Below are 15226 nucleotides of genomic sequence, written 5' to 3' on the forward strand. Positions count from 1 at the left end.
CGGGCGGGTGAAAGGTACACGAGAACTGGTCCTCGCTGATGTCCCCTACATAATTCCCTACCGTGTTATCGGCGAGGAGATCGAGATACTCACCGTGATGCATGCGGCCCAACGATGGCCGCGCCAGTTGTAGACACCACCGCTGGCCTTGTGCCTCAAGGCTTGAAACGCCGGCGGCAATCGTCTATATCAACTTCAAATTCTTGGTCGGTATGACGAAGAGTGGGTCCACCCGGTCCCGCTCTTTTTTGTTACCTGCCGGCCGGAAGCAAAAAGCGACAGGGATCTGATGACTGCAGCGGCAAGCGAGGCCGACGACCGTATCATCCGCGAAAGCGGTATCGATGCGCGCATTGCGCTGATCGTGCAGCCGGTGCTCAAGGCCATCGGCTTCCGGCTCGTGCGGGTGCAGTTGACTGGCCAGAACGGGCTGACGCTGCAGATCATGGCCGAACGCGAGGACGGCACCATGACCGTCGAGGATTGCGAAGAGGTCAGCCGCGCCGTGTCGCCGGCGCTCGATGTCGATGATCCGATCGAAAAGGCGTATCATTTGGAAGTTTCCTCGCCAGGCATCGACCGGCCGCTGGTGCGCAAGTCGGATTTCACCGCCTGGACCGGCCATCTGGTCAAGCTGGAGACATCGGTTCTTGTCGGCGACCGCAAACGCTTCAAGGGCAAGATCGCCGAGGCGGATGCCGATGGCATCCTGATCGAGCGCGACAAGGCGGCCTATGGCGAAGAGCCGACGGTGCGCGTGCCTTACGACGCGATCGCCGAGGCCCGGCTGGTGCTGACCGACGATCTCATTCGCGATGCCCTGTCGAAGGACAACCGGGCGCGCAAGGAAGCCAGGAAGCGCCGTGGCGAAGCGGAAGACGCTGCCGACGGCGAGGAAAATGAAACCGAACAGGAAAGTTGATTGAGTAGCCGGGCCGTATGCCCGGCGCGAAATCGGGAGAAAGACAATGGTTGTAAGCGCCAACAGGCTTGAACTGCTGCAGATCGCCGACGCGGTCGCGCGTGAAAAGTCGATCGACAAGCAGATCGTTATCGCCGCCATGGCCGATGCGATCCAGAAGGCAGCGCGCTCTCGTTACGGCCAGGAGACCAACATCCGCGCCGACATCAACCCGAACACCGGCGAGATGAAGCTGCAGCGGCTGATGGAAGTGGTCGAGAAGGTCGAGGACTACGCGACGCAGATCGCGCTTTCCACGGCGCGCGAGCGCAACCCCGACGCCCAGATCGGCGACTTCATCGCCGAGCAGCTGCCGCCCATGGATTTCGGCCGCATCGCCGCGCAGTCGGCCAAGCAGGTCATCGTCCAGAAGGTGCGTGAGGCCGAGCGCGATCGCCAGTATGACGAGTACAAGGATCGCATCGGCGAGATCGTCAACGGCACCGTCAAGCGCGTCGAGTACGGCAATGTCATCGTCGATCTCGGCCGAGGCGAGGCGATCATCCGCCGCGACGAGCTGATCCCGCGCGAGAACTACAAGTATGGCGACCGCGTGCGGGCCTATGTCTATGACGTGCGCCGCGAGCAGCGCGGCCCGCAGATCTTCCTGTCGCGCACCCATCCGCAGTTCATGGCCAAGCTGTTCACCATGGAAGTGCCGGAAATCTATGACGGCATCATCGAGATCAAGTCGGTCGCCCGCGATCCGGGCTCGCGCGCCAAGATCGCCGTTATCTCGCGCGATTCCTCGATCGATCCGGTCGGCGCCTGCGTCGGCATGCGCGGCAGCCGCGTCCAGGCCGTGGTCGGCGAATTGCAGGGCGAGAAGATCGATATCATTCCGTGGTCGCCATCGGCCGCGTCCTTCATCGTCAACGCGCTGCAGCCAGCCGAGGTCGCCAAGGTGGTGCTCGACGAGGACGCCGAGCGCATCGAGGTGGTGGTACCGGACGACCAGCTGTCGCTGGCCATCGGCCGCCGCGGCCAGAACGTGCGCCTTGCCTCGCAGCTCACCGGCTGGGATATCGACATTCTGACCGAGCAGGAAGAAAGCGAGCGTCGCCAGAAGGAATTCGTCGAGCGTTCGGCGCTCTTCATGGAAGCGCTCGACGTCGATGAGATGGTCGGCCAGGTGCTTGCCTCCGAAGGCTTCACCAGCGTCGAGGAAGTCGCTTATGTCGACTCTGGCGAAATTTCTTCGATCGATGGCTTCGACGAGGACACCGCTTCGGAAATCCAGACCCGCGCCCGCGAATATCTGGAGAAGATCGAGGCCGAGCACGACGAAAAGCGCAAGGCGCTGGGCGTGAAGGACGAGCTGCGCGACATTCCCGGCATCACCACCGCCATGATGGTGACGCTCGGCGAGGACGGCGTGAAGACGGTCGAGGACTTCGCCGGCTATGCCGCCGACGATCTGATCGGCTGGAAAGAGCGCAAGGACGGCGAGACCAAGGTCTATCCGGGCGTGCTCGCCAGCCACGGCGTCTCGCGCGCGGAGGCGGAGCAGATGGTGCTCGCCGCCCGCAAGCAGGCCGGCTGGATCACCGAGGAAGAACTCGCTGCCGAAGAGGCAGCGGCCGACGAAACCGTCGGTGCGTGAGGTGACCACCAATCGCAAAGCCCGTGGACGAGATGAACGATCGCACTTGCATCGTTACGCGCAGGCAGGCCGAAGCGGATGAACTGATCCGCTTCGTCGTCGGCCCGGATTCGGTCGTCGTTCCGGACATCAAGAGAAATCTGCCCGGCCGCGGTTGCTGGGTTACTGCCGATCGCCTACATATCGAGAAGGCAGCGGCCAAGAACCTGTTTGCCCGTGCCTTCAAGGCGCAGGTGACCGTTCCGGCCGATCTCGGCGGCATGGTCGACGGGCTGCTCTCCAGATCCGCTCTGGGCATGCTTGGCCTTGCTCGCAAGGCTGGCGCCGTCGTCCTTGGCGCCGCCAAGGTCGAAGGTGCGGTGCGCGACGGGCTGGCGCTTCTGGTGCTGCATGCGACCGAGGCTTCGGACGACGGTGTCCGCAAGATCAGTCAGGCGCGGCGGGCAACCGTTCATCTCGGCGGACCGGCCATCCTTGCCTACAAACTTTTCCCCGAAGCCGAGTTGAGCTTGGCATTGGGGGGTACAAATGTGATACATGCTGCCGTTCTCGCGCAGGACGCGGGACAGGCGGTTGAGAAGCGCGTAGTTGCGCTCGACCGATATCGGGGCGGTACCCCGAACGATCTGGCAATGCTTGCGGCCGTTGCTGACGAAGATGATGCCGCAGAGGATATGGAATGAGCGATACGAAATCGGGCGACGACAAGACGTTGAGCGTGACGCCGAAGAAGACCTTGACGCTGAAGCGCCCCGGCCTCGAGCAGGGCACCGTGCGCCAGAATTTCTCGCATGGCCGCACCAAGTCGGTCGTGGTCGAGACCAAGAAGCGCAAGTTCTCGCTGCCCGGCGACAAGCCGGAACCGGTGGCTGCGTCCGTCTTCACGCCGAAGCCCGCCGTTGCCGCCGCGCCTGTCGTGCAGGAAGCGCCGAAGGCGCCGCCTCCGCCGCCTGAGCGTTCCGGCATGGTCCTGAACGAGCTCTCGCGCGGCGAGATGGAAGCGCGCCGCAAGGCGCTGGAAGGCTCCAAGGCCCGCGAGGCCGAGGATCGCCAGCGCGCTCAGGAAGATGCCAAGCGCCGCGCCGAGGAAGAGGAACGGCGCAAGCGCGAGCGCGACGAATCCGCGCGCCGTCAGGCCGAGGAGGAGGCACGCCTGCAGACTGAGGCCGAGGCCCGCCGGCGCGCCGAGGAAGAGGCTCGCCGCCGCGCGCCGCTGGCGGCGGATGTCGCCACCGCTGACGACGAGGAGGAGGCCAAGCCGAGGCGTACCGGTGCCGGTGCCGCGAGTGCGCCGCCGCGCCGTCTTGCGACGCCGGAAGTGGCAAGGCCTGCCAAGCCGACAAAGGGCGAGGAAGATCGCCGCCGCGGCAAGCTGACGCTGAACTCGGCGCTGTCGGATGACGACGCACGCGCCCGTTCGCTGTCGTCGATGCGTCGCCGCCAGGAAAAATTCAAACGCGCGCTTCACAATGAGCCGCGCGAGAAAGTCATGCGCGAAGTGATCTTGCCCGAAACCATCACCATCCAGGAACTGGCGCAGCGCATGTCCGAGCGCGCCGTGGACGTGGTCAAGTTCTTCATGAAGCAGGGCCAGATCCTGAAGCCGGGCGATGTCATCGACGCCGACACGGCCGAACTGGTCGCCTCCGAATTCGGTCACACGGTCCGCCGCGTCGCCGAGTCCGACATCGAGGAAGGCCTGTTCAACATTGCCGACCGCCCGGAAGACCTTGTGTCGCGTCCGCCGGTCGTGACGATCATGGGCCATGTCGACCACGGCAAGACCTCGCTGCTCGACGCGATCCGCAACGCCAATGTCGTCTCCGGCGAGGCCGGCGGCATCACCCAGCATATCGGTGCCTACCAGATCGAGAAGAACGGTCAGAAGATCACCTTCATCGACACGCCCGGCCACGCGGCCTTTACTGCCATGCGCGCCCGTGGCGCGCAGGTTACCGACATCGCGGTGTTGGTGGTGGCGGCCGACGACAGCGTGATGCCGCAGACGATCGAATCGATCAACCACGCCAAGGCGGCCGGCGTGCCGATCATCGTGGCCATCAACAAGATCGACAAGCGCGATGCCGACCCGCAGAAGGTGCGGACCGAACTGCTGCGCCACGAAGTGTTCGTGGAATCGATGGGCGGTGAGGTGTTGGACGTCGAGGTTTCGGCGACCAAGGGCATCAATCTCGACAAGCTCTTGGAAGCGATCCTGCTGCAGTCCGAAGTCCTCGACCTCAAGGCCAATCCCGACCGCACCGCCGAAGGCGCGGTCATCGAGGCGCAGCTGGACAAGGGACGCGGTCCCGTCGCCACCGTGCTGGTGCAGACCGGCACGCTGATGCCGGGCGACATCATCGTCGCCGGCAACGAGTGGGGCCGTGTGCGCGCGCTCGTCAACGATCGCGGCGAGCATGTGCCGGAAGCGCCGCCGGCAATGCCGGTCGAGGTGCTTGGCCTCCAGGGCACGCCGCAGGCGGGCGACCGCTTCGCCGTCGTCAACAACGAGGCGCGCGCCCGTGAGATCACCGAATACCGCCAGCGCCTGGCGCGCGATAAGGCGGTGGCCAAGCATGCCGGCCAGCGCGGCTCGCTCGAGCAGATGATGTCGCAGCTGCAGACGAGCGGATTGAAGGAATTCCCGCTGGTGATCAAGGGCGACGTGCAGGGTTCGATCGAGGCGATCAATGCCGCGCTTGAAAAGCTCGGCAATGACGAGGTGCGCGCGCGCATCGTCCATGCCGGCGCCGGCGGCATTACCGAAAGCGATGTCTCGCTCGCCGAGACGTCCGGAGCGGCGATCATCGGCTTCAACGTCCGCGCCAATGCGCAGGCGCGTGCGGCCGCGGCCGCGGCCGGCATCGAGATCCGCTACTACTCGATCATCTACAACCTCGTCGATGACGTGAAGGCAGCGCTTTCCGGCATGCTTTCGCCGGAGCGGCGCGAGACCTTCATCGGCAATGCCGAGATCCTCGAGATCTTCGACATCTCCAAGGTCGGCAAGATCGCCGGCTGCCGTGTCACCGAAGGCAAGGTCGAGCGTGGCGCGGGTGTTCGCCTGATCCGCGACAACGTCGTGATCCACGAAGGCACGCTGAAGACGCTGAAGCGCTTTAAGGACGAGGTTGCGGAAGTGCCGGGCGGCCAGGAATGCGGCATGGCCTTCCAGAACTACGAGGACATGCGTGTCGGCGATATCATCGAGTGCTTCCGCGTCGAGATGGTAACCAGAACGCTCTAATTCGGGTATACTTGCCGAATAATAAAGGGCGGCGGCCGAAAGGCTGCCGCCCAGATCCCTCATGCATGTTGAGACATGTGGCGCGGTCCCATCCCGCGCTTCACGATTTCAGGACCAGAGAAAATGCCCCGTTCGACACCGCCAGGCCCCTCCCAGCGCATGCTGCGCGTCGGCGAGCAGGTGCGTCACGCCCTGTCTGAAACCTTGCAGCGCGGCGAGATCATCGATCCGGTGATCCAGAACAGCGTCGTCTCGGTGTCCGAGGTGCGCATGTCGCCCGATCTCAAGATCGCCACCGCCTTCGTTTCGCCGCTTGGCGCGGGCGACGACGCCGCCGTGATCGAGGCGCTCAACAGGCACGCGAAATTCATCCGCGGCCGCGTCTCCGGCGCGCTCAGGCAGATGAAGTACATGCCGGAGTTTCGCTTTAGGCTGGACACGTCCTTCGACAATTTCGCGAAGATCAATGAACTGCTGAAATCGCCCGAAGTCGCACGCGATCTCGGTGACGGCAAGAACAACGACAAGGACGAGGAATAGGTGGCGCGTCGCGGCAAGAAGAAGGGGCGGCCGGTCTCCGGTTGGGTGGTGCTGGACAAGCCGGTCGGCATGGGCTCGACCGAGGCGGTTTCCAAGATCAAATGGCTGTTTCAGGCCGAGAAGGCCGGCCATGCCGGCACGCTCGATCCGCTGGCTTCCGGCATGTTGCCGATCGCGCTCGGCGAGGCGACCAAGACCGTTCCCTATGTGCAGGACGGCGCCAAGGTCTACCGCTTCACCGTCGCCTGGGGCGAAGAGCGCTCGACCGACGACCTCGAAGGTCCGGTGACCAGCAATTCCGACCGTCGGCCGGACGAGGCGGAGGTGAGGGCGCTGCTGCCGAAATACACCGGCGTCATCATGCAGACGCCGCCGCAATTCTCGGCCATCAAGATCGCCGGCGAACGCGCCTATGACCTTGCCCGTGAAGGCGAGACGGTCGAGATACCCGCGCGGGAAATTGAAATCGGCCGTTTGGATATTGTCGCGCATGGCACCGACAAAACCGTTTTCGAGGTCGAATGCGGCAAGGGCACCTATGTGCGCTCGCTGGCCCGCGACATGGGCCGCGATCTCGGCTGCTTCGGCCACGTCGCCGAATTGCGCCGCGTCGAGGTCGAGCCGTTCACGCCGGAGGATTTCGTCACTGTCGCCGAGCTGGAAGCGGCTCGCTTTGGCGAAAAGGATGACGACAAATCCGATGAAATGGACGCCCCGGTCGATTTCAGCGCCATTGATGCGCTGCTTGTCGAAACGGCGGCGGCGCTCGATTGCCTGCCGCAGGTCGCGGTCAGCGACGACGCGGCGACGAAGATCCGCCTCGGCAATCCCGTCATCATTCGCGGCCGCGATGCGCCGGTCGAGGCCGAGGAGGCCTGCGCCACCGCGCGCGGCAAGCTCGTCGCCATCGGCGCCATCGAGCAGGGCATGTTCAAGCCCAAGCGGGTCTTTGTCGGGTAATCCGGTCTAAGTATTTGTATTTACGCGATTCCGGACGGGAAACCGCTGCGCACTTTGCTGGAATTGCTCTAATCTAGGCCGAATGCTGAGTCCCGAGGATATCTCATGGCCAAGGCTGATGCAGGCAAGAAGCGGGAACCGCTGAAAACCCGCCGGCCGCCGGTTGGGGCGTCGCCAGGCACGCTTATCGCCGATCCGGCGGCGCGGCGCAGCGAGCTCCGGCTGACGCTGATCTCGCCCGAGAAATACAAAACAATCGACAATGCCTCGATCGACGATCTCAACGCGCATTGCGAGAAATGGCCTGTCGTCTGGCTGGATTGCACCGGACTTGCCAATATCCCGCTGATCGAGGAGATCGGCCGCATCTTCAGCCTGCATCCGCTGGCGCTGGAGGACGTCGTGAACACTGGACAGCGGCCCAAGGTGGATTTCTTCGAGGATCATGCCTTCGTCGTCATGCGCATGATCGACGATGTCACCTCGCATCGCTACGAGCAGATCGCGTTGTTCTTCGGCGGCAATTTCGTCGTCACGTTCCAGGAGCGCGAAGGCGATCCGTTCGATCCGGTGCGCAAGCGCATTGCGGCCGCGATGCCCAACCGCCTGCGCTCGCGCGGGGCCGACTATCTTGCCTATGCGCTGATCGATGCCATCGTCGACAGCTATTTCCCACCGATCGAGGCGGCGAGCGAATTGGTCGACGGCATCGAGGACGAGATGCTGAATAAGCCGCACAAGCACCAGATGCGGCAGCTGCATGAATTGCGGCGCGACGCCAACGTGCTCAAAGGCGTGCTGTGGCCGATGCGCGACACGCTGGCGACGCTGATCCGCAACGACGTGGCCTTCGTGAAGGCCGAGACCAAGATATTCTTCAACGACACGCTCGACCATTCGCTGCGTCTGATCGAGCTTGTCGAGAACCAGCGCGACATGCTCACCGGCCTGATCGAGATGCATGTCTCGCTGACCCAGGCCCGCACCAACGACGTCATTTCCTATTTGACGATCGTCTCGGTGATCTTCATGCCGCTGACCTTCCTGGTCGGCGTCTGGGGGATGAATTTCGATCCGCAAAGCTCGCCCTGGAACATGCCGGAGCTGAAGGCCTATTACGGCTATCCGGTGGCAATTCTGTTCATGGCGCTTGTCGCCGCCGGACTGATCTTCTTCTTCAAATGGAAGAAGTGGCTATAGCCGCTGAACCCTTTGTTTTCGTGGCAAGACCTGCGACAAGCCGGCTTGACATTTGGGCTGGTGTTTATTCCGGAATTGGACTATATGCGCCGCAGCTTCGCGCCCTGACGCGTCGCTTGCACTGGCCCCTGCTGGACGACATCCCGGCTGTGGGCGTCCCGTTTCCTCCAACAGATAAGGAAAAGCACGATGTCGATTACTGCCGACCGCAAGAAGGAATTGATGACCGAATTCGCAACCGCCAAGGGCGACACCGGATCTCCGGAAGTCCAGGTTGCCATTCTTTCCGAGCGCATCAAGAACCTGACCGAGCACTTCAAGGACCACAAGAAGGATAACCATTCCCGCCGTGGCCTGCTTGCTCTGGTCTCCCAGCGCCGCAGCCTGCTTGACTACCTCAAGCGCAAGGATGACGGGCGCTACCAGACGCTGATCGACAAGCTCGGTCTGCGTCGCTGACGAATTGACCGGTGGGTCTTCCTCGGAGGGCCCGCCGGTCGCGCATTGGCGCATCGGTCGATCCGGTGCGATAATGGCGGAGCGCGGCGCGCTCTAGAAATTCGCATTCGCGCAGGGCGCGTTCCGGAAACAGCGGTTTCCGGCGTCATGCGCAAAAGCCGGCCGATCGGTCGGCCAAAACGGTTCCGGACGCGCAGAGGGCCATTCGGAACCGCCCATGGACGGTCATGGGGCAGGATTGCAGGATGCTCGCTCGGCTTATGAGCCGGACCTACGAGCTTCCCGTTGTCTTGCCCGTGGCTGCCCGAAGGAAGCCAGGAAAGGGAGAACCCGTGACCGTTAGGACGGCGCGGCCCTTTCCGCATATGAAGGACAAGACATGTTCAATCAACACAAAGTGGAAATCGAATGGGGCGGCCGTCCGCTCATCCTGGAAACCGGCAAGATCGCGCGCCAGGCTGACGGCGCGGTGCTCGCCACCTATGGCGAGACCGTCGTTCTCGCCACCGTCGTTTCGATGAAGGAGCCGAAGCCCGGCCTCGATTTCTTCCCGCTTACCGTTAACTACCAGGAAAAGACCTACGCCGCCGGCAAGATCCCGGGTGGCTACTTCAAGCGTGAGGGCCGCCCGAGCGAAAAGGAAACGCTGGTTTCCCGCCTGATCGACCGCCCGATCCGCCCGCTTTTCGCCGACGGCTACAAGAACGATACCCAGATCGTCGTCACCGTCGTCCAGCATGATCTCGAGAACGATCCCGATATTCTGTCGATCGTGGCCACCTCCGCTGCGCTCACGCTTTCCGGCGTGCCGTTCATGGGCCCGATCGGCGGCGCCCGCGTCGGCTACATCAACGGCGAATATGTGCTCAATCCGCACATCGACGAAATGCAGGAATCCAAGCTCGACCTCGTCGTCGCCGGCACCGGCGACGCCGTGCTTATGGTCGAATCCGAGGCCAAGGAACTCTCCGAGGAACTGATGCTCGGTGCCGTCGTGTTCGGCCACAAGAGCTTCCAGCCTGTCATCGACGCGATCATCAAGCTGGCCGAGGTCGCCGCCAAGGAGCCGCGCGACTTCACCGCGCCGGATTATTCCGCGCTTGAAGCCGAGATGCTGAAGATCGTCGGCGATGAGCTTCGCGAGGCCTACAAGATCACCGACAAGCAGAAGCGCTATGCCGCCGTCGACGCCGTCAAGTCGAAGGTCAAGGCCGCGTTTGCGCCGGCCGAAGGCGAAGAGGCCAAATACACCTCCGAGCAGATCGGCTCGGTGTTCAAGGAACTCCAGGCCAAGGTCGTGCGCTGGAACATCCTCGACACCGGCTCGCGCATTGACGGCCGCGACCTGAAGACGGTCCGCAAGATCGTCTCCGAAGTCGGCGTCCTGGCGCGCACCCATGGTTCGGCGCTGTTCACACGCGGCGAAACCCAGGCTCTGGTCGTTGCCACGCTCGGCACCGGCGAGGACGAGCAGTATGTCGATTCGCTGACCGGCATGTACAAGGAGAAGTTCCTCCTTCACTACAACTTCCCGCCCTATTCCGTCGGCGAGACCGGCCGCATGGGTTCGCCGGGCCGCCGCGAGATCGGCCACGGCAAGCTCGCCTGGCGCGCCATCCGGCCGATGTTGCCGAGCGCGGACCAGTTCCCCTACACGCTGCGCGTCGTTTCGGAGATCACCGAGTCCAACGGCTCGTCCTCGATGGCGACCGTCTGCGGCACCTCGCTGGCGCTGATGGATGCCGGCGTGCCGCTGGCAAAGCCGGTCGCCGGCATTGCCATGGGCCTGATCAAGGAAGGCGAGCGCTTCGCGGTGCTCTCCGACATCCTCGGTGACGAGGACCACCTCGGCGACATGGACTTCAAGGTCGCCGGCACCGCCAACGGCGTCACCTCGCTGCAGATGGACATCAAGATCGATGGCATCACCGAGGAGATCATGGGCATTGCCCTGGCCCAGGCCAAGGACGGCCGCCTGCATATCCTCGGCGAGATGGCGCATGCGCTGTCCGGCGCCCGCGCCGAGCTCGGCGAATTCGCGCCGCGCATCGAGGTCATGCATATCCCGACAGACAAGATCCGCGACGTCATCGGTTCCGGCGGCAAGGTGATCCGCGAGATCGTCGAGAAGACCGGCGCCAAGATCAACATCGAGGACGACGGCACGGTCAAGATCGCTTCGGCGAACGCCAAGGAGATCGAGGCGGCGAAGAAGTGGATCCACACCATCGTCGCCGAGCCGGAAGTAGGCGAGATCTATGAAGGCACGGTCGTCAAGACGGCCGACTTCGGCGCGTTCGTCAATTTCTTCGGCCCGCGCGACGGTCTCGTCCATATCTCGCAGCTCGCCAATGAGCGCGTCGCCAAGACCTCGGACGTCGTCAAGGAAGGCGACAAGGTTTGGGTCAAGTTGATGGGCTTCGACGAGCGCGGCAAGGTGCGCCTGTCGATGAAGGTCGTCGACCAGGCGACCGGCAAGGAAATCGTCCAGGACAAGAAGAAGTCGGACGGCGAGGAAGACGCCGCCTGATCGGTTTGACCGGATAATTTAGACGGGCGCGCCGCGAGGTCGCGCCCGTTTTGTTTCAGGGCAGTTTCAGGATAGCGGCAACCGTTTTCGTCCGGAATTGCGTCGGCCAAAGGTCCTACGGAGCAGGTGAATGGCCGCGGAGCCGCTGAAGACGCTGTTCTACCCGTTCGAGGCCGAGGCGCTGCCTTTGCCGCGAAAGGATGCCCGTGTCCTGTTTCTCGGCGCCGAGCCCGGCTTCCGCTTGCCTGCCGGCTTCGAGGCGGCGCTGCATCTCGTGCAAGGCTTTCGGCCACACTTTCGAACGCTGCAGGCGTCCGGCTACGCGGTCACGCCGCGCGCTGAGGATACCGGCTTCGACCTGGCGTTGGTGCTTGCTGGCCGTCATCGCGGCCAGAACGAGCAGCGCGTCGCCGAGGCGATAGAACGCGTCCAGCCGGGCGGGCTGGTCGTCGTTGCCGGCGGCAAGGACGACGGCATCGACAGCCTGCGCAAACGGATCAACGCCCTGGTGCCGCTCGAAGGCCATTTGCCGAAGCATCACGGCGTTGCCTTCTGGTTCAAGCGAGCCGGCGCGGAGACAGCCGCGACGCTGCGCGCCGGCAACCCCGATTTGATCATCGAAGGCGGTTTCAAGACCAGGCCTGGCATGTTCTCCTTCGATCGGATCGATGCCGGTTCGAAACTGCTGGCCGCGAACCTGCCTGACGATCTCAAAGGCAATGTCGCTGATTTCTGCGCCGGCTGGGGTTATCTGGCGGTGGAAGTCCTGCAGCGCTCACAAGGCCTCACCGCACTCGATCTCTACGAAGCGGATTTTGGGGCCCTGGAAGCAGCCAGGTTGAACGTCCACGGCGGCGCCATCGAGCCGCGTTTCTTCTGGACCGATCTGCTGACCGAGGCGGTCGAACGGCGCTACGACGCGATCGTCATGAATCCACCCTTTCACCGCGGCCGCGCGTCCGAGCCGGAGATCGGCGCCGGCATGATCCGCGCCGCGTCGAAGGCATTGAAACCGGGCGGCCGCCTGTTCATGGTCGCCAACCGCCAGCTTCCTTACGAACAGGCGCTCTCGGCGGCCTTCGCCAGCCATGCCGAGATCGCCCGCGACGGCATGTTCAAGGTGTTTTCGGCGCGCCGCTGAAGCAACCAAGGAAAAGCGTGCAGCGGGGTGGATTCGGCGCCTTCGCCGTAGCCTTGGATCCACAATCGCGGCGGGAAGAATACTTGTTCTATTGCAGGCTGACGATGCGGGCCGGCTCGTGCGTGCCGAAGGCGGACCGCGCTTCGCCAAGCTCGACCTTGAGCGGCGCCGGCCGGCCGAACAGATAGCCCTGCACCACCTCGCAGCCGGCCGCTCGGAGCAGGGTGGCCTGATTCTCGGTCTCGACGCCTTCGGCAATGATGCCCACGCCCAGCGCCCGCGACAGGCCGACAATGGTCGAAACGATCGCGCCGGAGCTGGAATCGGTGTCGATGCGGCTGACGAAGGAACGGTCGATCTTCAGCTTGCCGAAGGAGAAATCGATCAGGTAGCTCAAATTGGAATAGCCTGTGCCGAAATCGTCGACGGCCACAGAGATACCCATCTCGGCAAGCTGTTCCAGGATGGCTGCGGCGCGGTCGCGGTCCTGCATCATCGCCGTCTCGGTGACCTCGAGTTCCAGCCGCGAGGGCTTGATGCCGGTCGATTCCATCACCTCCCGCACGATGCCGACGAAATCCCTGGTCATGAACTGGACAGGCGAGATGTTGACGGCGACGAAGCATTCCTCCGGCAGGTACCGGGCGTCGCTGCAGGCCTTGCGCAGCACCCACTCGCCGATCGGATTGATCATGCCGGTTTCCTCGGCGATCGGAATGAATTCCATCGGCGGGATCATGCCGCGCTCCGGGTGCTTCCAGCGGATCAGCGCCTCATAACCGACGATGCGGCCGCTCGGCAGGTCGAGCTGCGGCTGGTAGTGAAGACTGAAGTCGCCTCGGTCGAAAGCGGTCTTCAGCTCCGACTCGATCCATTGCCGATAGTCCGCAACGCGGCCCATGTCGGCGTTGAAGACAGACCAGTTGCCGATGCCGCTGGCGCGCGCGTTCTGCAGCGCCAGGTTCGAGCGGCGCAGGACCAGGACCGGGTCGACGCCGTCCTTTGGCATCGCCACGATGCCGACCGACAGGCTGACCGACTGCAGATGCGTCTGCAGCTGATAGGGCTCCATCATCTCGTTGATGAGCTTCTCGATCAGCCGCTCGATCGAGCCCCTGATCTGGCGGTCCGGCAAAAGCACCGCAAATTCGCCGGCGCCGATACGGCCGATCACCGCATCCTCCGGCATATTCTCCGTCAGCCTGCTGGTGAAGGCGCAGATCAGTTCGTCGCCCTGGCTGTAGCCGATGGCGTCGTTGATCTGCTTGAAGCGGTCGATATCGATGTCGATCAAGAATACCGGCTCGCCGGTTCGGATCGTCCCAGAGGCGGCCTCGGCTATCTTGCCGACCATGGCCTGGCGCGACAAAAGGCCGGTCAGCTTGTCGAAATGGGTTTCCTTGAAGACATAGGCCGCCGATTCGTCGACCCCGGCAAAGAACGAGAGTGCTGCTCCGCCGGCGGCAAGGGCGCAGAGAGCGGCAATGACGCCCGCCATCGTTTCGGCCGGCATGCCGGCCATGCCGTCGCCGAAGCCGAACCTCAGCCCCCACAGTCCAAGGATGAAACTGCCCATGCCCGAGCTGGCGATGGTGATCAGCCGGAACAGCGGAGTCCGTTTGGGATTGCTGACTGCAGGCATGCATTGTCCCCAGATTACGGGGCCTTATAGCGGATATCTCCTTAAAATGAGTTTCCGCCGATGAATCCAATTTTACTGGAGCGCAACTGTCGCCGCCGCGAACTATTCCCGCGTGCCGTCGTTCTGCTTCAATTCCTCCAGTGCCGGCATCGAAACGATATGATAGCCGGAATCGACATAGTGGATTTCACCGGTGACGCCCGACGACAGATCGGAAAGCAGGTAAAGCGCCGAGCCGCCGACTTCGTCGATGGTCACGGTGCGCCGCAAAGGCGAGTTGCGCTGCTGGTAGGAGAACATGTGGCGGGCATCGGACACGCCGGAGCCGGCCAGCGTCCGCACCGGCCCGGCCGAGATGCCGTTCACCCTGATGCCGCGCGGGCCGTAGTCGTTGGCCAGGTAGCGCACGCTGGCTTCCAGCCCGGCCTTGGCGACGCCCATGACGTTGTAGTTCGGCATCACCCTGACCGAGCCGGCATAGGTGAGTGTGATCATCGAGCCGCCATTGCCCATCAACGCGGCGGCGTTGCGGGCGATCTCGGTGAAGGAATAGCAGGAGATCACCATGGTGCGCACGAAGTTGTCGCGGCTGGTGTCTGCATAAAGGCCCTTCAGCTCGTTCTTGTCGGAAAAGCCGATGGCGTGCACCACGAAATCCAGCCCGCCCCAGGCCTTGCCGAGGGTCTCGAAGGTCGCGGTGACCGAGGCACTGTCCTCGACATCGCAGGGCACGATCAGCGAGGCTCCAACTTTCTCGGCAAGCGGCTTGACCCGCCGCCCGAAGGCGTCGCCCTGATAGGTGAAGGCGAGCTCGGCCCCATGTTCCGACAGCTTCTTGGCGATGCCCCAGGCAATCGAATGGTCGTTGGCAACACCCATGACAAGCCCGCGCTTGCCCTTCATCAACCCTTCCATGCCTGGCAATCCTTATGAAAAACGCTGG

The 15226-nt window shown here is 63.4% G+C and carries 13 protein-coding genes; 11 read left to right on the forward strand and 2 right to left on the reverse strand.

Annotation, left to right across the window (positions count from 1 at the left end; genetic code table 11):
• The 11 genes from LB526_RS27440 to LB526_RS27490 form a co-directional block, all read left to right on the forward strand.
• The coding region (locus tag LB526_RS27440; protein ID WP_224630441.1) for a type II toxin-antitoxin system RelE/ParE family toxin at window positions 1-133 on the forward strand (133 nt) is incomplete at its 5' end.
• A gap of 156 nt (window positions 134-289) precedes the next feature.
• Window positions 290-922: a ribosome maturation factor RimP gene (rimP, locus tag LB526_RS27445; RefSeq protein ID WP_140629422.1), complete on the forward strand. Its 633-nt coding sequence runs from the start codon at window positions 290-292 to the stop codon at window positions 920-922.
• Between the two features lie 46 nt (window positions 923-968).
• Window positions 969-2564, forward strand: a complete 1596-nt coding sequence (gene nusA, locus LB526_RS27450) for a transcription termination factor NusA (RefSeq protein WP_095765964.1) — start codon at window positions 969-971, stop codon at window positions 2562-2564.
• 32 nt (window positions 2565-2596) lie between these two features.
• Entirely contained in the window at window positions 2597-3247 is a 651-nt protein-coding gene (locus tag LB526_RS27455; RefSeq protein ID WP_224523891.1) for an RNA-binding protein, read from the forward strand.
• The gene (infB, locus tag LB526_RS27460) at window positions 3244-5811 is read left to right on the forward strand and encodes a translation initiation factor IF-2 (RefSeq protein WP_224630417.1); all 2568 of its coding nucleotides are present in this window, start codon (window positions 3244-3246) and stop codon (window positions 5809-5811) included. Before LB526_RS27455 ends, infB begins: the two co-directional genes overlap by 4 nt.
• A 123-nt stretch (window positions 5812-5934) precedes the next feature.
• Entirely contained in the window at window positions 5935-6351 is a 417-nt protein-coding gene (rbfA, locus tag LB526_RS27465; protein WP_224630418.1) for a 30S ribosome-binding factor RbfA, read from the forward strand.
• Window positions 6352-7311: a tRNA pseudouridine(55) synthase TruB gene (gene truB, locus LB526_RS27470; RefSeq protein ID WP_224630419.1), complete on the forward strand. Its 960-nt coding sequence runs from the start codon at window positions 6352-6354 to the stop codon at window positions 7309-7311.
• 105 nt (window positions 7312-7416) lie between these two features.
• Window positions 7417-8511, forward strand: a complete 1095-nt coding sequence (gene corA, locus LB526_RS27475) for a magnesium/cobalt transporter CorA (protein WP_095765959.1) — start codon at window positions 7417-7419, stop codon at window positions 8509-8511.
• Between the two features lie 189 nt (window positions 8512-8700).
• Window positions 8701-8970 carry a 30S ribosomal protein S15 gene (gene rpsO / locus LB526_RS27480; protein ID WP_095765958.1) on the forward strand — a complete coding sequence of 90 codons (270 nt, stop codon included), beginning with the start codon at window positions 8701-8703 and terminating at the stop codon, window positions 8968-8970.
• Between the two features lie 379 nt (window positions 8971-9349).
• Window positions 9350-11500 carry a polyribonucleotide nucleotidyltransferase gene (gene pnp / locus LB526_RS27485; protein WP_095765957.1) on the forward strand — a complete coding sequence of 717 codons (2151 nt, stop codon included), beginning with the start codon at window positions 9350-9352 and terminating at the stop codon, window positions 11498-11500.
• Window positions 11501-11630: 130 nt separating this feature from the next.
• Window positions 11631-12641: a class I SAM-dependent methyltransferase gene (locus LB526_RS27490; protein ID WP_224630420.1), complete on the forward strand. Its 1011-nt coding sequence runs from the start codon at window positions 11631-11633 to the stop codon at window positions 12639-12641.
• Between the two features lie 88 nt (window positions 12642-12729).
• On the opposite strand, the gene LB526_RS27495 is transcribed toward LB526_RS27490, so the two are convergent.
• Entirely contained in the window at window positions 12730-14283 is a 1554-nt protein-coding gene (locus LB526_RS27495) for a putative bifunctional diguanylate cyclase/phosphodiesterase (RefSeq protein ID WP_140845654.1), read from the reverse strand.
• A 102-nt stretch (window positions 14284-14385) separates the two neighbouring features.
• Window positions 14386-15198 carry an enoyl-ACP reductase FabI gene (fabI, locus tag LB526_RS27500; RefSeq protein WP_095765954.1) on the reverse strand — a complete coding sequence of 271 codons (813 nt, stop codon included), beginning with the start codon at window positions 15196-15198 and terminating at the stop codon, window positions 14386-14388.
• Between the last annotated feature and the right edge of the window lie 28 nt (window positions 15199-15226).

The organism is Mesorhizobium sp. CA6 (assembly GCF_020165035.1).
GTDB lineage: Bacteria > Pseudomonadota > Alphaproteobacteria > Rhizobiales > Rhizobiaceae > Mesorhizobium.